This is a genomic window from Brassicibacter thermophilus (genome assembly GCF_055378355.1).
In genome coordinates, this window is record NZ_AP042446.1 from 1,958,700 (window position 1) to 1,980,813 (window position 22,114).

Annotated in this window: 22 protein-coding genes and 1 pseudogene; 1 reads left to right on the forward strand and 22 read right to left on the reverse strand. The window is 28.9% G+C overall.

The annotated features are described in order from the left end of the window. Positions 1 to 4 precede the first annotated feature (4 nt). The 11 genes from dtd to ACZ41D_RS09390 form a co-directional block, all read right to left on the reverse strand. Complete coding sequence (gene dtd / locus ACZ41D_RS09340) at positions 5 to 454, reverse strand: D-aminoacyl-tRNA deacylase (protein ID WP_464151170.1); 450 nt, start codon at positions 452 to 454, stop codon at positions 5 to 7. A gap of 13 nt (positions 455 to 467) precedes the next feature. Then, positions 468 to 2,621 carry a RelA/SpoT family protein gene (locus tag ACZ41D_RS09345; protein WP_464151171.1) on the reverse strand — a complete coding sequence of 718 codons (2,154 nt, stop codon included), beginning with the start codon at positions 2,619 to 2,621 and terminating at the stop codon, positions 468 to 470. A 301-nt stretch (positions 2,622 to 2,922) separates the two neighbouring features. Next, positions 2,923 to 3,435 carry an adenine phosphoribosyltransferase gene (locus ACZ41D_RS09350; RefSeq protein ID WP_464151172.1) on the reverse strand — a complete coding sequence of 171 codons (513 nt, stop codon included), beginning with the start codon at positions 3,433 to 3,435 and terminating at the stop codon, positions 2,923 to 2,925. Positions 3,436 to 3,477: 42 nt separating this feature from the next. Next, entirely contained in the window at positions 3,478 to 5,985 is a 2,508-nt protein-coding gene (gene recJ / locus ACZ41D_RS09355) for a single-stranded-DNA-specific exonuclease RecJ (RefSeq protein WP_464151173.1), read from the reverse strand. A gap of 31 nt (positions 5,986 to 6,016) precedes the next feature. After that, a complete protein-coding gene (locus tag ACZ41D_RS09360) occupies positions 6,017 to 6,439 on the reverse strand; it encodes a LapA family protein (RefSeq protein ID WP_464151174.1) in 423 nt (140 codons plus the stop codon). 275 nt (positions 6,440 to 6,714) lie between these two features. Further along, the gene (gene secF, locus ACZ41D_RS09365) at positions 6,715 to 7,602 is read right to left on the reverse strand and encodes a protein translocase subunit SecF (RefSeq protein WP_464151175.1); all 888 of its coding nucleotides are present in this window, start codon (positions 7,600 to 7,602) and stop codon (positions 6,715 to 6,717) included. Between the two features lie 13 nt (positions 7,603 to 7,615). Beyond that, the gene (secD, locus tag ACZ41D_RS09370) at positions 7,616 to 8,878 is read right to left on the reverse strand and encodes a protein translocase subunit SecD (protein WP_464151176.1); all 1,263 of its coding nucleotides are present in this window, start codon (positions 8,876 to 8,878) and stop codon (positions 7,616 to 7,618) included. Positions 8,879 to 8,951: 73 nt separating this feature from the next. Next, positions 8,952 to 9,461, reverse strand: coding sequence for a gamma carbonic anhydrase family protein (locus tag ACZ41D_RS09375; RefSeq protein WP_464151177.1), 510 nt, complete (start codon positions 9,459 to 9,461; stop codon positions 8,952 to 8,954). After that, complete coding sequence (scfB, locus tag ACZ41D_RS09380; protein ID WP_464151178.1) at positions 9,451 to 10,824, reverse strand: thioether cross-link-forming SCIFF peptide maturase; 1,374 nt, start codon at positions 10,822 to 10,824, stop codon at positions 9,451 to 9,453. Before scfB ends, ACZ41D_RS09375 begins: the two co-directional genes overlap by 11 nt. A 71-nt stretch (positions 10,825 to 10,895) precedes the next feature. Continuing rightward, positions 10,896 to 11,036, reverse strand: coding sequence for a six-cysteine ranthipeptide SCIFF (gene scfA, locus ACZ41D_RS09385; RefSeq protein ID WP_464151179.1), 141 nt, complete (start codon positions 11,034 to 11,036; stop codon positions 10,896 to 10,898). 73 nt (positions 11,037 to 11,109) lie between these two features. Beyond that, a complete protein-coding gene (locus ACZ41D_RS09390; protein WP_464151180.1) occupies positions 11,110 to 11,499 on the reverse strand; it encodes a TIGR04086 family membrane protein in 390 nt (129 codons plus the stop codon). 221 nt (positions 11,500 to 11,720) lie between these two features. Between ACZ41D_RS09390 and ACZ41D_RS09395 the strand changes: the two genes are divergently transcribed. After that, on the forward strand, positions 11,721 to 12,896 hold the full coding sequence (locus tag ACZ41D_RS09395) for an ISL3 family transposase (RefSeq protein ID WP_464151181.1): 1,176 nt from the start codon (positions 11,721 to 11,723) through the stop codon (positions 12,894 to 12,896). A gap of 293 nt (positions 12,897 to 13,189) precedes the next feature. Here ACZ41D_RS09395 and yajC read toward each other — a convergent pair whose 3' ends face one another. The 11 genes and pseudogenes from yajC to ACZ41D_RS09450 form a co-directional block, all read right to left on the reverse strand. Next, the gene (yajC, locus tag ACZ41D_RS09400; protein ID WP_464151182.1) at positions 13,190 to 13,474 is read right to left on the reverse strand and encodes a preprotein translocase subunit YajC; all 285 of its coding nucleotides are present in this window, start codon (positions 13,472 to 13,474) and stop codon (positions 13,190 to 13,192) included. A 54-nt stretch (positions 13,475 to 13,528) separates the two neighbouring features. Next, positions 13,529 to 14,647 (reverse strand): annotated as a pseudogene (gene tgt, locus ACZ41D_RS09405) (tRNA guanosine(34) transglycosylase Tgt). Positions 14,648 to 14,675: 28 nt separating this feature from the next. Further along, the gene (queA, locus tag ACZ41D_RS09410) at positions 14,676 to 15,701 is read right to left on the reverse strand and encodes a tRNA preQ1(34) S-adenosylmethionine ribosyltransferase-isomerase QueA (protein WP_464151183.1); all 1,026 of its coding nucleotides are present in this window, start codon (positions 15,699 to 15,701) and stop codon (positions 14,676 to 14,678) included. A 14-nt stretch (positions 15,702 to 15,715) separates the two neighbouring features. After that, positions 15,716 to 17,293, reverse strand: coding sequence for a SpoIID/LytB domain-containing protein (locus tag ACZ41D_RS09415; protein WP_464151184.1), 1,578 nt, complete (start codon positions 17,291 to 17,293; stop codon positions 15,716 to 15,718). A gap of 25 nt (positions 17,294 to 17,318) precedes the next feature. Beyond that, on the reverse strand, positions 17,319 to 17,528 hold the full coding sequence (locus tag ACZ41D_RS09420; RefSeq protein WP_464151185.1) for a DUF2905 domain-containing protein: 210 nt from the start codon (positions 17,526 to 17,528) through the stop codon (positions 17,319 to 17,321). A gap of 24 nt (positions 17,529 to 17,552) precedes the next feature. After that, positions 17,553 to 18,560, reverse strand: coding sequence for a Holliday junction branch migration DNA helicase RuvB (ruvB, locus tag ACZ41D_RS09425; protein WP_464151186.1), 1,008 nt, complete (start codon positions 18,558 to 18,560; stop codon positions 17,553 to 17,555). 15 nt (positions 18,561 to 18,575) lie between these two features. Then, entirely contained in the window at positions 18,576 to 19,166 is a 591-nt protein-coding gene (gene ruvA / locus ACZ41D_RS09430) for a Holliday junction branch migration protein RuvA (RefSeq protein ID WP_464151187.1), read from the reverse strand. A 13-nt stretch (positions 19,167 to 19,179) separates the two neighbouring features. Then, the gene (gene ruvC / locus ACZ41D_RS09435; protein ID WP_464153132.1) at positions 19,180 to 19,674 is read right to left on the reverse strand and encodes a crossover junction endodeoxyribonuclease RuvC; all 495 of its coding nucleotides are present in this window, start codon (positions 19,672 to 19,674) and stop codon (positions 19,180 to 19,182) included. 129 nt (positions 19,675 to 19,803) lie between these two features. Continuing rightward, on the reverse strand, positions 19,804 to 20,406 hold the full coding sequence (locus tag ACZ41D_RS09440; protein WP_464151188.1) for a BofC C-terminal domain-containing protein: 603 nt from the start codon (positions 20,404 to 20,406) through the stop codon (positions 19,804 to 19,806). Positions 20,407 to 20,464: 58 nt separating this feature from the next. Then, positions 20,465 to 21,196, reverse strand: a complete 732-nt coding sequence (locus ACZ41D_RS09445) for a hypothetical protein (protein WP_464151189.1) — start codon at positions 21,194 to 21,196, stop codon at positions 20,465 to 20,467. 164 nt (positions 21,197 to 21,360) lie between these two features. Further along, entirely contained in the window at positions 21,361 to 22,095 is a 735-nt protein-coding gene (locus tag ACZ41D_RS09450) for a YebC/PmpR family DNA-binding transcriptional regulator (protein WP_464151190.1), read from the reverse strand. Between the last annotated feature and the right edge of the window lie 19 nt (positions 22,096 to 22,114).

Sequence of the window (22,114 nt, forward strand, 5' to 3'; positions counted from 1 at the left end):
CCTCCTAAAAACTTTTCTTACTATCAATCAATATTGTTACTGGACCATCATTTATCAATTCAACCTCCATATGAGATTTAAATTCACCAGTATCTACCTTAATTCCATAACTAGTACATTTTTTGACGAATTTATCATATAAGTCCTTTGCCATATCTGGAGGTGCAGCTTTCATAAAATTTGGACGTTTCCCTTTTCTTAAATCACCATATAATGTAAATTGTGAAACTATAAGCAATTCCCCATTTACATCTAAAAGAGATAAATTCATCTTATCATTTTGGTCTTCAAAAACACGTAAATTCAATATTTTATCACTTAAATAGTCGATGTCAGTTTCATTATCATCTAAGCCTACTCCTAGTAATACAACAAATCCTTTCCCAATTTGCCCAATAACTTTTCCATCTACAATAACCCTTGCACTATTAACTCTTTGTACTACTGCCCTCATATAATCATCCCTTCTAAGTTATTACTCTATAAACATCTATAACTCCTCTAAATTTTTTAATTTTTTTCATTATATTTTTTAACTGTTCTAAATCTTTTATTTCTAACGTCATATTAATCATTACCAACTTTTCTTTATTAGTTCTAGCATTTAGAGAAGTAACAGACAAATTAGACTGTGTCAATAATTGAGTTATTTCAGACAATAAACCAGACCTATCAGAAGCTTTTATCTGTATTTCAGCTTGATAAGATATTTTTTTGTCAGTATCCCACTCTACTTCAATAAATCTTTCTTTAATATTTAAGTCAGCAATATTAGCACAATCTTTTCTATGAATCGATACACCTCTTCCTCTAGTAATATATCCAATAATTTCATCACCAGGAACAGGATTACAACATTTTGAAAATCTCACTTTAATATTGTCTACACCTTTAACAGTTACTCCCTGAGTTACATCATGTCTTGACTTTTCTTTTACCTTTTTAGCAATATTGAGTTTTTCGTTATCTTTTTTATAATATTCTCTATAGTTTTCTTTAAGTCTTGTTACTATTTGTGATAAAGTAATACTTCCATAGCCTAAAGCTGCATACAAATCATCTACACTATTTAAGCTTAATCTATTTGAAATGTTTTTCATCCATTCATCTTTTAAAATTTCTGTTAATTTATATCCTTGTCTTTTTACTTCTTTTTCAAGCAATTGCTTACCTCTATTTATATTTTGAGCCCTTTCTTCTTTTTTAAACCATTGCTTAATTTTAGTCTTTGCTTGGCTACTTTTAACTATCTTAAGCCAATCCCTGCTCGGCCCATTATTATTGGGGGATGTTAATATCTCTACAATATTCCCATTTTTTAATTTATAATCAATAGGTACTATTTTACCATCAACTTTTGCACCTATGCAATTATTTCCAACCGCTGTATGAACTCTGTAGGCGAAATCTATAGGCGTAGAACCTGCAGGAAGATTAATAACCTCTCCTTTAGGAGTAAACACAAACACCTCATCTGTAAAAAAATCTATTTTTAACGATTCCATGAATTCTTTAGGATCTTTCATTTCTTTTTGCCATTCTAAAAGTTGTCTTAACCAAGATAACTTTTTATCAAAATCATCAGTCTTTAAAATCCCTTCTTTATACTTCCAATGAGCAGCTATACCATATTCAGCTGTTCTATGCATCTCCCAAGTTCTGATTTGAACTTCAAATGGCTCACCCTGCGGTCCCATAACAGTAGTATGCAACGATTGGTACATATTAGGCTTAGGCATTGCAATATAATCTTTAAACCTACCTGGTATAGGCTTCCAAAGTGTATGCACTATACCTAATACTCCATAGCAATCTTTAACACTATTAACTATTACTCTAATTGCAGTAAGATCATATATTTGCTCGAAGCTTTTGTTTTGATAAACCATTTTCTTATATATACTGTAAAAATTCTTTGGTCTCCCACTTATTTCACTTTCTAAACCCATATCTTTAAGTTTAGTACTAAGAGTATCAATGATTAATTTTATATATGCTTCCCTTTCCCTTCTTTTTTTAGATACTTTTTCAACAAGGTCATAATATCCTTCAGGGTCAAGATATCTTAAAGACAGGTCTTCAAGTTCCCATTTAATTTTAGAAATACCTAGTCTATGAGCAATTGGTGCATATATTTCTAAAGTTTCTAAAGCTTTCTCTTTTCTTTTACCCTCATCCATATAATCTAAAGTTCTTATATTGTGCAGCCTATCAGCTAATTTTATGATAATTACTCTTATATCTTTAGACATAGCTATAACCATTTTTCTTAAATTTTCAGCTTGGTTCTCCTGCTTAGTCCTGTACTTTAATTTTTTTAACTTTGTAACTCCTTCTACTAAATAAGCAATTCCCTCGCCAAATTCACTAGCTATTTCTTCATACGTCACCGATGTATCTTCTATAACATCATGCAATAATCCACCAATAATAGTTTCTGAATCCATACTCAAATCTGCTAAAATCATAGCAACATTATAAGGATGTTCAAAAAATCTCTCGCTAGATTTTCTGTATTGACCTTCATGAGCACGTTCAGCAAAATTATATGCTTTAATTATCTTATTTAAGTCAGCTTGGGGATTATATTGTTCAATTTTTAATATTAAATTTTCTAACAATTTGTCCACCTACTTACTAGATATAGATAAACATATTATCTACTACATTCTATCACTAAAAAATATTACTATAATTAATTTAACACAAATATCTTAATACTTTAATTTAAATATTATATCAAGAAAAAATTATATTTCATAGGTACATTTTAACTTTTAGTACTGCTCATTAATGAAAAATAATAATATTCTGTAATTAAATATATATAACAGTATACCACAAGAATACTCAATTAAAAACATTTTTGATTCCACTAGTTAATATTTATTGTAAAAAGTCCCACAACATTGTGGGAACTCATCAAAATTTTATTAATGATTGCACTTCGTATTCACTAATCATATCTCTACCATTTAAAAATTCTAATTCTATAAAAAAGTGTACACCGACAACTTTTCCACCTAAACTTTCCACCATATTTATTATTGAGTAAACTGTACCACCTGTAGCTAATAAATCGTCAACTACAAGAACTTTTTGTCCTGGCTTAATTGCATCCTTATGCATTTCTAAAACATCTGTTCCATACTCTAATTCATATTCATGTTTAATGGTTTCTGCTGGTAATTTTCCAGGTTTTCTTACTGGAACAAATCCTACTCCCAACTTATATGCTAATGGAGCTCCAATTAAAAAGCCTCTAGCCTCTGGCCCAACAATTAAATCTATATCTTTATCTTTAATTTGTTCAGCCATTTCATCTATGCACTGTTTAAAGGCTTTCTTATCTTTTAAAACAGGTGTAATATCCTTAAAATTAATACCTTCCTTTGGAAAATCCTTAATATTTCTTATCATATTCTTTAAATCCACGTATATTCCCCCTTCAATTTCACTAAAACTTTAAATTGTATTTTAATTACTTAAATCAAAACTTAAAAATCTTTTTAAGTTTTTGTAATCATTAAATAAGCTATATAACTTTACCATAACAGTCGAATTTAAAATATCAATTTTTTGTTCAGGCCTTTCATTTAATTTTACATAGTAATAATTATTTTTTTCAATAAAATCCAATAATCCACATTCATTAAAAACGTTAAATATAATCCAAAGCTTAACAGGATTTAATCTCATACCTTTGGTTATTGACATATACTTTAAATAATTTGAAACATCAATTTTCAAAATCTCCTTATTCTTCGATATAAGAGATTTGTAAATTTTTCTTAGTTCTTCAATAGATGGAATCATTCTATTCAATATAATAGTGTTATATGTTAGGTCTTCCTGTCTTGCTAATATTTCTACTTTAGTACAGTTAATATCATAAAAGTATTTAATATCACTTATATCAAAACATAAATCATACATGATTATTTTATCATAATGATCAATATTAATGCTATGAATAGTAGGATTTAATATGATTTTATTTGTTTTTGATGTTAAACCTTTATTTAAAGATATTTCTGTCTTTTTTATAATATCTCTACCATTCGTAATAACTTCTTTTATTAATTGATTAAAATTATATATATTGTTAACTACAACTAATATGTTTTCGTAACTTTTTAATAGTTCTATAGTATATTTTAATCTATCAATATTATTCAAAATTGTAGTACACTTTTTTAAGATGCTTTTATCTATACTATTATAATCATTTTTAATAATATTAAACAAGTATTTATAAGAATTGACATCATTAAGTGGCAAAATATCACTTATAATGTCTTTTATATTTATTTGAACTCTTTCTTCATTCATAAACTCATTTATTTCAACATTTCCAATAATATTCACACAGTCATTTACATTTATATTTTCTGAAATATGTCCAATTCCAAATCCGATACAATCTAAAGAAACGTTATTTTTCCTTACTGATAATTTTAAATGAGATTTATTTTTCCCCACTTTTTTGACACTTTCAACCTTAGCATCTTTTAAAATTAGTACTGGCAAAGAATTCCCAATCCCAAAAGGTTCAAGTAACTTAATTTCTTTAATAATCTCTATATTTAAATCATCAAGGCTTATTTCTGCATCTATATTAGTTTGTGGTATCATATCTTCGTCCATCAACACTTGATTTGCTATTCTATTTATCCTTTTAGTAAACTCATCAATATTTTTCAATTCTATAGATAATCCCGCAGCCTGTGAATGCCCTCCAAATGCATTAAATAAGTCACGACATTTATACAAATTCTCGTATAAATTAAATGTAGATATACTTCTAGCAGAGCCTTTCCCAACATTATCACAAATAGATATAACAACACTTGGTTTGTAATACTTTTCAGTTATTCTCGAACTCACAATTCCTATAACACCAGGATGCCAGGATTCAGAAGCTACAACAATCACCTTGTCTTTTTTTAAATCTATATTTTGATTAATGTAGTCTTCAGCTTCCTTAAATATTTTCATTTCTAAATTTTGTCTTCTTGAATTTTCTTTCTCTAGAAATTTAGCAATTTTTAAAGCATATTCATAGTCATCAGTAGTAAACAAGTCAACACCACAATCTGCTGACCCCATTCTTCCTGCAGCATTAATTCTAGGTCCAATAACAAATCCAATATGTCCTGAAGTAATCTTTTTATTTTTTAAGCCGGTAACTTCAAGCAAAGCTTTAATACCCACATTTTTGCAAGAATTCATTTCCTCTATTCCATACTTCACTAATATTCTATTTTCACCAGTTAAAGATACAATGTCAGATACTGTTCCAATAGCAACAATAGGTAATAGTTGTTCTAAGTGAATTTTCACATCTAATTTTTTTGATAAAGCATGTACAAGTTTAAATGCCACTCCTACTCCAGCTAATTTTTTAAATGGATATTTGCTATCTTTCCTTGAAGGATTTATTACTGCATATGCTTCTGGTAAAATATTTTGACATTGATGGTGATCTGTTATGATAATATCAATATTATTATCCCTGCAGTATTCAACCTCTTCAAAAGAAGTTATCCCACAATCAAAAGTTATTATTAATTCTCCATTATTATTTTTTATATAGTCAACAGCTGCTTTATTAAGCCCATAGCCTTCATTAAGTCTATTTGGTATATAATAATTGCATTTTACACCAATATTCCTTAAAAATAAGATCATCAATGATGTACTAGTTACTCCATCTACGTCATAATCACCATATATCCATATATTTTCTTTATTCTTTATAGCTTTGATTATTCTTTTAACCGCTTTATCCATATCTTCTAGTAAAAATGGGTCATGTAAATCTTCTAATTTAGGATTTAAAAATTTTAAGCATTCTTCTTTAGTTTTTAGTCCTCTATTAATCAATATTTTAGATGTTAATTTTGAAATATTCAGTTCACTACTCAACATATCTACATTGCTATAATCACTATTTTGTATTTTAAAGATCTTGTTTATATTCATATTTTCGTCACCCAATTTTTATGTATATAAATTATTTTTCATTAGTTTTTTCTAAATTGTTAACATTTAAATTGTTAGCATTTAGATCTTTTTTATTATTCATTTTTTCATCAAAGTTTGTCTTTGTACAAATCTCTGCTTCTGCAACATTGTCTGATGATTTGTAATCTTTTAACAGTTCTTCTATCCTATTTTCCAAGTCAATTTTTTGAGTTTCTAATGACTCTATCTTTTTTCCTTGTTCTTTTATCTTTATCGATAATCTTATTTGCCTTACTAATCCTAACAACATAACAATTACAGCTCCTAAAGCTGCTGATACAAAGATTACAATGGCTTGTGAAACTTCAATTTCTGCAAAAATAAAATCAATTAACACTGAATTAGCATTTTTTAAAGCAAATAATGCAACTACTATAGCAAAAAATAATGACAAAATAAAACCAGCTTGCATAAGCAACCTCCTATTTACTAAAATTTATAATTAAAATATAATTTAACAAATAATATAAATAAGCAAGCTCAATACTATAACTTTCATATTTCATCACATATATTACTCTGAATTTTATTAGATTATAATCATATTTTAAGTTCAACGCTTTTGTCTCTATATATCCAAAACGGTTTTAAATTTACTATCTATTTCTCTGATAATTTAAGTTTAATACATTTTATGAATTAAATAAAGAGTATAATTAAAAAAACCACCAAACGGCAGTTTTTTTATTATACTCTTCTAGCATTATATTTACCATTTTTAGAGCCTCGTGTTTTAAATAGCAACCAAAGTGGGCTAGCAATAAATATTGAAGAATATGTTCCAACTACTACCCCAACAATAAGTGGCAAAGCAAAGTCTCTTATTGCTTCTACTCCAAATATATACAATGCACCGATAGCCATTAAAGTAGTAACCGAAGTATTTATTGATCTGGTTATTGTTTGAGCTATACTCTTGTTTACAATATCCTCATATTTATCTTTTCTCATTAATTTAATATTCTCTCTAATTCTATCAAATACAACTATAGTATCATTTATAGAGTAACCAACTATTGTCAAAATAGCTGCTACAAAAGAACTATTAATCTGAAATTTAAATATCGCATAAAATGCAATTGCAATCAAAACATCATGTAATAATGCTATTATAGCAGATAAAGCAAATTTAAATTCAAATCTGAAAGTTATATATATAAGCATACCTATAGTAGCAATAGCTATAGAAATTACTGCTTTCCTTCTTATTTCATTACCTATGGAAGGACTAATTTTTTCAGCTTTTATAAATGCGTCTTCCTCTAAATCATACTTTTTTAAAAACTTATCAACTATTTCTTTTCTCATTGTATTATCCATATCTAACTTGCTCTTTATAATAACCTCATTTTTCTCTTCTCCAGCATGAATTATACTTGCATCTTTATCAAATTCATCAGTTATTTCTCTTATTTCGTTTACAGGAACAGTTTTACCCATATCTATTTGTAATAATGTTCCACCTGTAAAATCTATTCCATAATTAAATCCACTAGTTAAGCCTGTAATTATTCCAATAACAATAATAACTAATGATATACTAAAGAAAATTTTACTGTTTTTAACAATGTTCATTTTTGTCCCCCCTTTAAGCTCCATATAATTTTGTATTCTTAGTTATATTAGTATTTATAATTAACTTTAATAGGAATTTAGTAATAAATACAGCAGTAATCATAGATGAAATTATCCCTATTATTAGAGTAACGCCAAATCCCTTAATTGGACCAGTACCAAAACTATATAATACTAACCCAGCAATAAAGGTAGTAATGTTTGCATCCAATACTGTTGATAATGCTCTTTTAAATCCTGAATCAACAGAAGACCTCAAAGACTTGCCCATTCTCAATTCTTCTTTAATTCTCTCAAAAATAACAACATTTGCGTCTACTGCCATACCAATTGACAATATCAATCCTGCTATACCTGGTAATGTAAGCTTAACTCCTAAATTAATCATAATACCTAGCATTATGAGAATATAAATAATTAAGGCTATATCTGCAACTAATCCAGGTATTCTATAGTATATTAACATGAAAGCAAAAATTAGTATTAAGCCAATCATTGCAGCAAAAATACTTTTATCTAATGATTTCAATCCTAAAGTTGGTCCTATAGTGGATACTTCCATTTCCTTCATCTCAACAGGTAAAGCACCTGCCCTTATCAATGTTGCCAACTCACTGGCTTCTTGTATTGTAAAATTACCTTCTATCTGTGCTTGACCATCATCAATAACTGAACGAACAACAGGACTTGATATAACTTTATCATCTAATACTATATATATTATCTTATCTATATCATTAGTTTTACCCACTAACCTCTTTGTTGCTTCTGCAAATTTAGTAGTGCCTTCTTTATCGAATTCCAATGCAACTACAGGCTCTTCTCCTAAATCAGTAGATTGATATTTAGCCTCAGATTTTTTTATATTCTTACCTGTAACTACTACATTACCTTCAGGATCAATAAATTGAAGCTGTGCAGTTTTCCCAATTAAATCTATAGCTTGATGTGAATCTTGTACTCCAGCTAATTCAATTCTTATCCTATTATTACCTTCAATAGTAATATTAGGTTCAGATACACCGAGACCATCGACTCTTTCTCTAATAATCGCCTTAGATTGCTCCATTATCTTATCTAACTCCTCACCAGTTGCGTCCGTTTGTGCTTCAAGGACAACATAAACACCACCCGCTAGGTCTAATCCAAGGTCAATTTCTTCTCTTGCATTTTCAATTTTGTATTTTCCTAAATCTACACCATTAATAGCGACATATGAAGTAAACACTACTAATGCAACTATTAAAATAAAAATAATTGTGTTCTTAAGGTTCATCACTCTTCCCCCTCTTTACTGTGTTCATACTATTTTATTATATATTTGTATAATATAAGAGTCAATAAATAATCTAAAAGCTATTTTTATGGTTCTGTGCGTATTTGACATAGTCAACAGCTGATTGCTTTAATTGTTTTATTTCTTCATCACTTAATTTTCGAACTACTCTTGCTGGTGTTCCTAATACCAATGATCCTGTTGGTATTCTTTTTCCAGGAGTAACTATACTTCCAGCACCTACTAATACATTATCTTCTATTTCAACTCCATCTAATATAATTGAGCCCATACCTATTAATACATTATTGCCTATTTTACAAGCATGTATTATAGCTTTGTGACCAACAGTAACGTAATCTCCTATAATTGTATCATAATCCTTACTTATATGAATAACTGACGCGTCCTGAATATTTGTATACTCTCCAATTTTTATTTTATTATAGTCTGCTCTTAAAACACAGCTATACCATATGCTTGTATTTTTACCGATTTCCACATTTCCTATTATTTCTGCACTGTCTGCTAAAAAACAAGTCTCGTGAATTTTAGGTTTTATTCCTTTATATTCAATTATCATGACTTTCCCCCCTAGCTAAAATAGCTGCGGCAGATATTGCACATTCTATTCTCTTTTTTTCCATTTCACATCCCATCTTATACGGCTTTTTTATATCTCCATTAGCATAATAAGCATTAGCATGACAGCCACCACTGCAATAAAACCTTGCCCAACATTTCCTACAATCTTCTTTACTATATACATTTTGTTCCCTAAATTTATCTCTTAATTTAAGATTAGTAATCCCTTGATAAACATCTCCAATTTTAAATTGTTTTTCTCCAACAAACTGATGACAAGGATATAAATCTCCATTAGGTGTAACAGCCAAATATTCCGAACCAGCACCACATCCAGAAATCCTTTTTATAATACATGGTCCTTGTTCCAAATCAATCATGAAATGGAAAAATTTAAATTTTTTATCTTTATTTCTTATTTTAACATATTCTTTCGAAAATAATTCATATTCTTTCAAAATTTTAGGAAGATGTTCCTCTCTTAAAGCGTAATCTTTTTGTGGATCTGTTACTACTGGCTCTATTGAAACCTTTTTAAACCCTAATTTATAAAATTCTAATATGTCTTTAGTAAAATCTAAGTTATTAGATGTAAAAGTCCCTCTTACGAAATAATCTTTATCTCCTCTAAGTTTTACCATTTTTTGAAATTTAGGTACTATAATATCATAGCTGCCAGCTCCACTTGCAGTATGCCTCATTTTATCATTAATAAGCTTTCTACCATCAAGACTCATTACTACATTATCCATATTTTCATTTATAAATTTCATCTTTTCATCATCTAACAATATACCATTAGTGGTTATTGTAAATCTAAAGTTTTTATTATATTCTTTTTCAATGCTTCTTCCATATTTGACTAAGTCTTTAACTACTTCAAAATTCATTAAAGGTTCCCCACCAAAAAAATCAACTTCTAAATTTCTCCTATTTCCAGACTCCTTTATCAAAAAGTCTAATGCCTTTTTCCCTATCTCAAATGGCATTAGCATAGCTTCTCCACGAAAGTTTCCTTGTGAAGCAAAGCAATATTCGCATCTTAAGTTACAATCATGAGCAACATGTAAGCATAATGCTTTTACTATATTTGAATGCATAGATTTAACATCTTTTAAATAGTCATCAGTAGTAAAAATCAGTCCTTCATCTACTAACTCTTTTATCTCGCCATAGCCTTCTACTATATCTTTTTCATCATATTTACTATTAAGTTTTTTAACAATTTCATCTAAACTATTTTTTTCAAATAAATCGACAATATCCCAAATTAGCTCGTCCACAATATGAACTGCACCACTTGCTATATCTAAAATAATTCTCGTATTATTAAAATGAATTTTATGCAATTTATCACTCATAACTTACCTCCAAGCTTACACTTTAGCTTAAAATTAAAAAGTAGTGGCTTGACCACCACTTTATTAAGTAATTAGTTATTTTCACAGCTTTGATTACCTACTGTACAAGAAGTCTTACAAGCTGATTGACATGAAGTTTGACATTCACCACATCCGCCAGTTGAACATGTAACCCTTAAACTTTTCTTACTTAAAGTCTTTATATGCTTCATTTCTAGTCCTCCTTACCAATTCGTTGTTTTTAACATATTAGATTATATCACAAACTACTTTCTAAATAAAGTTTTATTTTAAGTTAACTCCTATTATACCTCCAACCATACCAACAATTAGGGCAATTAACATCTTAATAATAATATACAAATTGAAGCTCAACTCTTTATTTATGATAGCATTTATTAATATAATAATTATTATATAACAAAATCCAATTATTCCCCCAACAATCCATCCTTTTCTATTTGTTTTATAAGAGCTGTACAATGCCCCTATTACTATACTTGAAATTATAGAAATAGAATTAAAAACAGTAAGCATATTTTCAGATATATTTGTAAAAGTAAGCATTAATGTAAATAATATCATTAAAATCACTGTTATTGCAAAAGATATCAATAGTCCTTTTGTTAAATAATATGTATATCTAGAACTATCTTTTTTTAGTTTATATTTCAATAAAAATCCCTCCCTTACCCCTTACTCAATATTTATGCGAATCTAACTAATTTATACCATAATTATACATTAATTTTTTTTAATTTAGGTTCTATAATAAATGTTGGGGTAGAGAAAGATGTGCCCTAACATTTATTTTCCCAAAATATAATGCACTTGCGAAATAAACCTGCTAAAATGTTAATTGGAAAAAACAACATACAAAGGAGGTTTATTCACAAGTGCAATCTAATTTTATCACACAATTATTAAATTTAGAAGGGGTTAAAATAACTAAAATATCACATGGTGATTCTTTTGTTAAAATCCATATTACAACCGATCCAAAAGAACATACTTGTCCTGCTTGTGGTGCTAAAACTTCTAAAATTCACGATTATAGAGAACAAACAATTAAGGATTTGCCTTTTCAGTTTAAGCACACCTACCTTGTGCTTCGTAAAAGAAGATATGTTTGCTCTTGTGGAAAGAGATTTTATGAGTCTTATGACTTTCTGCCTCGCTATCACCGCATGACTAACCGGTTGGCATTTTTTATTTGTCAAGAGCTTACTAAGTTAACTAGCCTAACTTCTGTAGCTAAAGTTGCTAATGTTTCTGTTTCTACTGTTATTCGTATTTTTAATTATGTTAATTATGATGTTCCTACATTACCTAAGGTTCTTTGTATTGATGAGTTTAAAGGTAATGCAGAGACTGGAAAATATCAATGTATTCTTGTTGATGGGGAAAAAAATAAGGTTTTAGATATTATTCCTAATAGGTATCAAAGTGACCTTGTGAGCTATTTTAGGCGATTTTCTCGTAAGGAAAGAAATAAGGTAAAGTTCTTCGTCTGTGACATGTGGCAGCCTTACGTTGACTTAGCCAAAGTGTTTTTCCCTAAAGCTAAAATTATTATTGATAAATACCACTTTATTAGGCATGTAACTTGGGCTATTGAAAATGTGAGAAAGCGTATTCAGAAATCTATGTCTACCACCCTTAGAAAATATTATAAGCGAAGCAGAAAATTAATTCTAACTCGTTACTATAAGCTTAAGAATGAGAATAAAGAAGCTGTTGATTTAATGCTTTTATATAATGATGACTTACGTATTGCCCATAAGCTTAAAGAGTGGTTTTATGAAATCTGTCAAAGCAATAAATATTCTTATCAATGTACAGAATTTGCTCAATGGATTGAAAATGCAGAAAACTCTGGAATACCAGAGTTTGAAAAATGTGCAGCTACATATAGAAGATGGTATAAAGAAATTAAAAATGCTTTTAAATATGGTTATACTAATAGTCCAACTGAAGGTTTTAATAATAAGATTAAGGTATTGAAACGAATATCTTTTGGGCTTAAAAACTTTCATAGGTTCCGTAATAGGATTCTTCACTGTACTAGATAAATATCTAAAAAGTAAATACCTATATGAAGCCTACATTTTAGCTAGGTTTATTTAAGTGCACCCAAAAACACGTATAGCTTTATCCTCCTCAACCAAATGCAAAAATTAGAGCTAAAAATAGTAATGGAGTGTGATTTAAAAAAATCCCACCCCAAATATTGACAAAGAGCCTTAATTTATAAAACAAAAACTCCCTATTTGAGAACTAATCAAATAATTCAACTTAATTAATCACTTGATAAGTTCTTTAAAATTCGGGAGTTTTAACTTATGATATTCACAATTATTTAATTTTACTTTTTGTCTTTATTTTCTGTTTTATTTAATACATTACCTACAGCCCATTTAGCAATATTAAATTTTACTTTATCGCTACCTACTTCAATAGTTACTAAGTCATCTTTTATTTTTGTAATTTTACCATATATGCCACCTATAGTAACTACTTCATCCCCTAACTTTAAGTTATTTCTCATTTCCTTAATTTTCTTGTCCCTTTTTTGTTGAGGTCTAATAACTAAAAAATAGAAAATAGCAAGGAAAGCTATAGGTAATATAAGCCCTTGATATTGCTGCAAAAGCAGTCCCTCCTTTCATAGGATATATTATTCTACAAATAAAAGCTAAATCCTTTATTTTATATACCCATATTTTTTATAAAATTCTTCTTTATACTCTAATAATCTATCTTCTTTTATTGCTTTTCTAATATTTTCCATAAGTTTGATTAAAAAATATAGGTTATGTATAGTAGCAAGCCGTGCACCAAGAATTTCATTAACATTAAATAAATGCCTAATATACGCCCTAGAATAATTCCTACATGTATAACAATCGCATTCTGGGTCTAGTTTTTCAAAATCCCTTGCGTATTTGGCATTCCTAATTACTAGCTTTCCATGGCTTGTCAATACAGTTCCATTTCTAGCTATCCTTGTAGGTAAAACACAATCTGCCATATCTACACCTCTTATAACAGCTTCAAATAAATAATCAGGACTTCCTACACCCATCAGATATCTTGGCTTATTTTTAGGAAGTAAAGGTGCAGTAAAATCTAGTATATCATACATTAGTTCAGGAGGTTCACCTACACTTAATCCACCTATTGCATACCCGGGAAAATCCAAATCTATAAGTTCTTTAGCACTTTTTTCTCTTAAATCTTTGTACATTCCTCCTTACACTATTCCAAACAAAGCCTGTTTGTCAACATTTTTATGAAAATCTTTACATCTTTTAGCCCATCTTGTTGTTCTTTTATAAGATTCAATTACATAGTCCCTATCACTAGGATAAGGTGCACATTCATCAAAAGCCATCATAATATCAGAGCCTAGAGCATTTTGTATTTCAATAGATTTTTCTGGACTAATAAATTGCTTAGAACCATCTATATGAGATCTGAATTCTACTCCTTCCTCAGTTATTTTTCTTAGATCGCCAAGGCTAAACACTTGAAACCCACCACTATCAGTAAGTATAGGCTTATCCCAATGCATAAATTTGTGCAATCCACCAGCTTCTTTAATTAACTCATGTCCAGGCCTTAAAAATAAATGATAGGTATTTGATAATATTATTTGTGCACCTATATCTTTAAGCTCTTCTGGAGTCATAGTTTTAACAGTAGCTCTAGTTCCAACAGGCATAAATATTGGAGTCTCTATAACTCCATGTGGTGTATATAGTTTTCCTAACCTTGCTTTAGTTTCACTGGATTCTTTGATTAATTCAAATTTTATAGCCATATTAACCTCCTCAACATACTTTTAATGCTTATTTTATAAGCATTGCATCACCAAAACTGTAAAACCTGTACTTCTCTTTAACAGCTAATTTATATGCATTCATAATATTTTCTCTACCTGCTAAAGCACTTACAAGCATTATTAAAGTCGATTCTGGTAAATGGAAGTTTGTTATTAAGCAATCAATCACCTTAAACTTATAACCTGGGTATATGAATATATCAGTCCAACCACTCTTTGCATCTAAATACCCATTTTCATTTACTGCTGACTCTAAAGTTCTTGTTGATGTTGTACCAACAGCTACTATTCTATTTCCTTTCATTTTGGTATCATTTATAATCTTTGCAGCTTCATCACATATGCTGTAAAATTCAGAATGCATATGATGTTCCTCTATATTTTGCGTTTTTACTGGTCTAAATGTACCAAGCCCTACATGCAAAGTGATATAAGCTATTTTTACACCTTTGTTTTGTATATCTTTAAGTAGCTTTTTAGTAAAATGTAATCCAGCAGTAGGAGCTGCTGCAGACCCCAAATTTTTTGAATATACAGTTTGATATCTTTCTTTATCTTGAAGCTTTTCAGTAATATATGGAGGAAGAGGCATTTCCCCTAATATATCTAATATTTCTTCAAAAACACCTTCGTATTCAAATTTAATAATCCTAGTTCCTCCATCTAAAATATCAAGAATTTCTCCAGTCATAAGACCATTCCCAAAAATAATTTTTTTCCCAATTTTTGCTTTTTTACCCGGTTTAACAAGAGTTTCCCAACTATATTTATCTATCCTTCTCAATAATAAAAATTCAATTTGACTACCATTATCTTTTCTGAAACCAAACAATCTAGCAGGCATTACCCTAGTATCATTCAACACTAGACAATCTCCCTCATCTAAATAATTAATTATATTTTTAAATTGGTCATGTTTTACCTTGCCAGTGTATTTATCAAGTACCATAAGCCTTGATTCTGATCTTTCTTTTAATGGGTGCTGCGCTATTAACTCCTCTGGTAAATCATAATAAAAGTCATTTTTTTTCATATATTCATCATCCTTTACTCTATCTTTACTCCTGAATAGTAGTGTTTTAGTATTTCCTCATAACTATACCCCTGCTCAGCCATTTTTTTTGCTCCCCATTGGCTCATTCCTACACCATGACCCCATCCTTTACCTTCAAAAATATAAGTATCTGGAATTATTGAAATTGTACTTTTCTGAAATCCATTAGATATATTCACTCTATTAAAAGAACTTCTATTGGCTAATTGTTTATTATTGGAACTAACTACTGAAATATTGTTTAGAGAAATATATATAGGTTCCAAGGTATCTGCTGACATAACATAAGCACTGCTATCACTTTTTACATTAAACCAAGTACTCTTAATAACATTATATCCAAACAATTCTCTTATCTCTTCTTTTTTTAGCACACAACTTCCATCAGAACCTTCAATAATTATTTCTAGAATCCTACCATTTTCTGAATAACTTATTGGTTCTATAGACTCAATATCGCCTATATCTATACCATTTTCACATAATTTTTGCTTTATCTCCTCCTTTGTCATTATTATTTTCCAAGTACTATTAGGTGAATCTATAGAATATTCATCTTCTACTCCTCTAAGATAAGGAATCTCTTTCTGCCAAATATTTTCACTATCTTCAGTATGTCCACCACTTGTTGAATGATACATAGCATTTATTATTTCACCATTATATTTAATCACTTTCCCTTCAGTATCATCAACAGCCTTATTAGTCTCATAGTGTTCTGAATTATATCCATTATATACTTGACAATGCTGTCCATCACACAAATCAAAGCCATTATTCTCGTGTTTACCAAGATTTAAAAGAGCATAACTTCTAGCAGCAACAGCTTGAGCTTTTAACGATTCCAAAGGCCAATCCCAAGACATTTCGTTTGGTACAACACCATATAAATAATGTTTTAATGTAGTATAATTTATTGCAATTAATCTATTCTCATATATTCCAAAAGTAACATAGTCTCTATATAAATTGTCTTCAATTTTCACTAAGTTTTTTTCATCATCATTATTTGACTTAAATATAATATTTCGACCATTATTAAAAGCTAGTAAATGATTGCCTTTCTTGTCACTAACAAAAATCATATCTGCATCAATCTTTGAAACATATAAAGAATAATTTATTAATGAACTTAATTTATTTTTTTCTATGCCTGCATTATCTTTATCTGTATATTCACCAATCCAAATCTCAATATTATTGTTAAAAACTAGATATGCGTCTATCTTTTCTTCCCTAAACGAATAGTAATCTTTTAAAGCTTTTTCAAAATCACTATAGCTTTTTTTTATCCTTATACAGTATAAATCATTTATGTTATCTTGACTATATATTTTTTTTACTACAATTTTATCATTATCAATATCATACAACTTTAAAAATTTTTTATCCCAAATTCCTATATCAAATCCACTACTACTATATAAAGAAATTGTACTTTCAGGCTTAATAGAATTAATTAAACCTATCTTAACAAACTGGCTATCGCTTTGATTATCATTTGCGTCTCCAAATTCAGTAATAAACAACATAACTATAATAACAAGTATTGTAAATATTTTTCTGTGCAAGCCCTCACTCCCCTTATAATCTAAATTATCTCTTTAATAAATTCAGTATTATGCTTAAAATAATGCTTATAACAATGCAGGTAACAATTGGAAAGAAAAAAGTAAAATTACCTTTTTGTATAAATATATCTCCTGGAAGCTTTGTAAATCCAATTTTTTGTAATAATACGATAATTCCTCCTATAATTATTAATACAACACCTAACGCAATAATACCTTTACCTAATGAATCCATAGCAAAATTACCCTCCTGTTTAACTTATTTATTATAATTCAATCCAAAGTGCTCATAAGCTCTAGAAGTAGCAATTCTTCCTCTAGGAGTTCTGCTTATAAAACCAAGTTGAAGAAGGTAAGGTTCATAAACATCTTCAATTGTATTTTTTTCTTCCCCAGTTGATGCTGATAATGTGTCTAATCCTACAGGTCCACCATTAAAGGTATCAATAATAGTCATAATTAATTTTCTGTCTACATTATCTAATCCTAATTCATCTATCTCCAACATTTCTAAAGCTTTTTTAGCAACTGGATAGGATATAACTCCATTTTCTACAACTTCAGCATAATCCCTGACTCTTTTTAACAATCTATTAGCGATACGTGGAGTACCTCTAGAACGTTTAGCTATTTCCTTAGCTCCTTCTTCGTCAATTTTTATTTTCAAGATATTTGCTGACCTTTTAACTATTTCTTTTAAATTTTCTACATCATATAAATCTAGTTTGCATATAACTCCAAATCTATCTCTCAAAGGTGAAGTAAGCATACCCGCTCTAGTTGTAGCTCCAATAAGTGTAAATTGAGATAAATCCAATCTTATTGATCTTGCACTTGGACCTTTGCCTATTATAATATCCAGGGCATAATCTTCCATAGCAGGGTATAATATTTCCTCAACACTTCTATTCAGTCTATGGATTTCATCTATAAACAATACATCATTTTCTCCCAAATTAGTTAGAATTGCAGCTAAATCTCCTGGTCTTTCTATAGCAGGGCCAGATGTAATTCTAATATTTACACCCATTTCATTAGCAATAATATTAGCTAAAGTAGTTTTTCCTAAACCTGGTGGCCCATATAATAAGACATGATCTAACGCTTCCTTTCTAGCATTAGCAGCTTTAATAAATATTTTTAATCTATTTTTCACTTTGTCTTGGCCAATATAATCTTCAATATTTTTAGGCCTTAAAGAACTATCATTTTCCATATCCTCAGCTTTTAATTGTCTAGTAATAATTCTATTTTCATCGTCCATCATAAATTATTTCCCTTCCTATGAATTTGATATTTTTTTCAAAGCAATTTTTATTATATCTTCTGTACTTAGCTCAGTAACATTTATATCAGCTAAAGCCATTCTTATTTCACTTCTATTATACCCTAGTGAAATAAGTGCATTGTAAACTTCATTAATATTATTATTTTCGATATTACTTTGTAAACCTTCTTCAATATCTATATTATCATCAATTTTATCCTTTAATTCAAGTATTATTCTCTCAGCAGTTTTTTTACCTATTCCAGGGGCTTTTGACAAAAAAGTAGAATCATTGCTTAGTATAGAAAGCTTTAAATCCTTAGGTTTTAATGTTGAAAGCAAACTCAAACCCGCTTTAGGACCAATTTTCGAGACAGTTAGTAATAGCTTAAATAGATCAAGTTCCTCTTTTGTAGTAAAACCATACAAAAAAATTCCTTCTTCCTTTACAATTAGCTGAGTATATATTCTTTGCTTTTCTCCTTTATTTCTTATATTCGCAATTGAATTTTTTGAAGTATTAATTCTAAATCCAATGCCATTATTCTCCAACACTATATAGTCATCACCTAATATACTCACAACCCCATCTATATACTCAAACATTCACATTCTCCCTTCATTTAATTTTAAACATATCCCTAAAGTTACCAGAGTGAGCATGACATACAGCAACAGCCAAAGCGTCGGCAACATCATCAGGTTTAGGTATCTTCTCTAGATTTAAAATTATTTTTATCATTTCTTGAACTTGTCTTTTCTGCGCTCTACCATATCCTACAACACCTTGTTTTACTTGCAAAGGTGTATACTCGAAAACTTCAATCCCGCTGTTTACTGCAGCTAATATTTCTACTCCCCTAGCTTGTCCAACATTAATTGCAGTTTTAACATTTTTATTAAAGAATAATTCTTCTATAGCTAATGCATCCGGTTTATACATATTAAACAGTTCAATAAGCTTATCATATATCTGTTTTAGCCTATTAGGAAAACTAACCTCTGATTCAGTAATCACTGCTCCATAATCTATCACTTTAAATCTATTTCCTTTATATTCTATAACTCCAAAACCAACAATTGCTATTCCAGGATCAATTCCCATAATAATCACTATTATCATCCCTTCAATATATATTACAAACATATATTCGCTAAACGTTACGTAGAATCCTTTTTTATATTATATTATATTTTTCATATTGTGAAACATAGGAATAAAATATTTATAAAATAAGAAATATTAACTAATAAAGTTTTCAAGAACATCTGTTAATTCCTCTTCACTATCAACTCTAATTCCATTTTTCAGTTTTTGCTGGTCTATATCTTTTAACATTTTTATAGATGAATTTTCTAGAATCTTGTCTAATATTTTTTCACCTTTTTCATTGATTTTATAAATAGCTATCTTGCCATTTGTTTCTCCTATTATAAAATGATTTGGGCATAAAGAGTTAATTTTTTTTTCAATAATAATTTCCTTATTTGAAAAAGAAATTAGTCTAGATTCTTCTAAATTATTCTTAATATATTCCTCGAACTGCTTTTGGTTCATGTTAATAATTTCATCAAATGGTTCCACTATTTTAGTTAATGTATGCCCACATTCTGTGTAATATATAATATACTTAATAGTCGTATTAGGAGAAACATGGTTTTCACCTTTACTTATACTAAGTATATTTTCATCACTAACTTTGTTATCTTCTAAATACATATTTTCAGATATCCCTTTACTTGGCTTTTCACTAATGTTTTTATCCATTATATAATAACTAAACACAAAACTAGCAAGCGTTAATACTACACATATAAGCAACATAATAAATAAATACTTCTTCATATTATCCCTCCTTAGCCTTCTAAGGGAATATTTTATCCAATTTTACCTAATTTATACTCTATGTATACCTTTTTAATACTTTATCGTTTAATGCAAACCAGCATGCATCTTTATAAATCTTCTTAAAATTTTTTATAGCATTAATTACAATGGTAAAATAAATCTTATCCAGCTCTTCATCCCTAATTTTAGAAAAACCTTCATTTATATGATATGAATAAGGATTAAACTCTATTTTTAACTGTTTATCTAAATATTCTTCTAAATTTACAATTTTTTTCTTAATCACTCTATTTGAAAAAGTAAAAACTAAACTTTCTATATATTTTTCTTTTTTCTCCTTATTGTCTATACTTCTTTCAATTGACGCCTTTAATTTCTTTATTTCATCAGTTGTATCAAAATGAAATAAATATTTTTTACCATAGATTTTATTGATACCAAACCGTTCTATAGCATTTTCTTCCAGTATATTTACCCACTTGTTATTATAAAATCCATATTTATATCCTTCTAAGTAAAAACATAATTCTAGTCTGCTTATATCTTCATGTATAAGCAGACTAATATTGTGAGATATTATATCTCTATCTAACCTATCTTTCAAAACATACCTGATTTTCTTTTTTATGTTTTTAGTACACATATATTTAGGACAAATATTACTTATATTTTCTTCTAAATCGTAAAGTGTAAGGAGGATATAGATAGAATTAATATCATTTTCATACAAAAAATTTTTTTTTAGTTCTTCATAAATTTCCCATAGTTTAAGTGGTTTAGCAGGCATAAATATCCCTCCCTTAGCAATTATTACCACATAAGAAGAATATTATAACACCTTGCTTTAGTAATTTAAAAATTCGCAAAAAATAACCACTTCTTACCTTGTTTTTTATAACAAAATAAAAAGTGGTTATATCTTAATTCAACATAAATAAATCTAATTATTCATTATTCTTCTGGAACATCCCAATTATGATACACATTTTGAACGTCATCGTTATCTTCTAAAGTTTCAATAAGTTTATTCATATTTTTTATATCAGCTTCATTATTCAATTTTGTATAATTTTGAGGTATATACGTTATGTCTGCTGTAGAAAATTCATACCCTAGTTCTTTAAGGTTATCACGAACTTGCGAAAAGTTTTCAGGGGATGTAGTAACTTCATAATATTCATTTTCAATCTCAAAATCTTCTGCTCCAGCATCTATAGCTTGAAGCATTAATTCTTCTTCATCTATAGATTCGTCTTTTTCTATGACTAACAACCCTTTCCTGTCAAACATCCATGATACACAACCAGTAGCTCCTAATTTCCCTCCAAATTTATCGAATGCATGTCTAACATCTGATGCAGTTCTATTTCTATTATCAGTTAAGCACTCAACAAATACAGCTACTCCAGCTGGACCATAGCCTTCATATACTATTTCTTCATAATTAGTGCTATTTTGATCTCCTATAGCTTTCTTAATAGCTCTCTCTATATTATCATTAGGCATGTTTTCTGCTTTAGCTTTTTCTATTGCACTCTTAAGCGCAGGATTATATTCCGGATCCGGACCACCATCTCTCACAGCAACAGTTATATACCTTGTTAATTTTGTAAATATCTTTCCCCTTTTTGCATCAGCTTCTCCTTTTTTTCTCTTAATTGTTGACCATTTTGAATGTCCTGACATATCTTATCCTCCTATCACC

Bases quoted from the DNA above. Each gene is read 5' to 3' on its own strand.
- dtd (WP_464151170.1), bottom strand. From the start codon at position 454: ATGAGGGCAGTAGTACAAAGAGTTAATAGTGCAAGGGTTATTGTAGAT.
- recJ (WP_464151173.1), bottom strand. From the start codon at position 5,985: ATGAATATAAACAAGATCTTTAAAATACAAAATAGTGATTATAGCAAT.
- ACZ41D_RS09360 (WP_464151174.1), bottom strand. From the start codon at position 6,439: ATGCAAGCTGGTTTTATTTTGTCATTATTTTTTGCTATAGTAGTTGCA.
- secF (WP_464151175.1), bottom strand. From the start codon at position 7,602: ATGAACATTGTTAAAAACAGTAAAATTTTCTTTAGTATATCATTAGTT.
- secD (WP_464151176.1), bottom strand. From the start codon at position 8,878: ATGAACCTTAAGAACACAATTATTTTTATTTTAATAGTTGCATTAGTA.
- ACZ41D_RS09375 (WP_464151177.1), bottom strand. From the start codon at position 9,461: ATGATAATTGAATATAAAGGAATAAAACCTAAAATTCACGAGACTTGT.
- scfB (WP_464151178.1), bottom strand. From the start codon at position 10,824: ATGAGTGATAAATTGCATAAAATTCATTTTAATAATACGAGAATTATT.
- scfA (WP_464151179.1), bottom strand. From the start codon at position 11,036: ATGAAGCATATAAAGACTTTAAGTAAGAAAAGTTTAAGGGTTACATGT.
- queA (WP_464151183.1), bottom strand. From the start codon at position 15,701: ATGAAAAAAAATGACTTTTATTATGATTTACCAGAGGAGTTAATAGCG.
- ACZ41D_RS09420 (WP_464151185.1), bottom strand. From the start codon at position 17,528: ATGGATTCATTAGGTAAAGGTATTATTGCGTTAGGTGTTGTATTAATA.
- ruvB (WP_464151186.1), bottom strand. From the start codon at position 18,560: ATGATGGACGATGAAAATAGAATTATTACTAGACAATTAAAAGCTGAG.
- ruvA (WP_464151187.1), bottom strand. From the start codon at position 19,166: ATGTTTGAGTATATAGATGGGGTTGTGAGTATATTAGGTGATGACTAT.
- ACZ41D_RS09440 (WP_464151188.1), bottom strand. From the start codon at position 20,406: ATGAAGAAGTATTTATTTATTATGTTGCTTATATGTGTAGTATTAACG.
- ACZ41D_RS09445 (WP_464151189.1), bottom strand. From the start codon at position 21,196: ATGCCTGCTAAACCACTTAAACTATGGGAAATTTATGAAGAACTAAAA.
- ACZ41D_RS09450 (WP_464151190.1), bottom strand. From the start codon at position 22,095: ATGTCAGGACATTCAAAATGGTCAACAATTAAGAGAAAAAAAGGAGAA.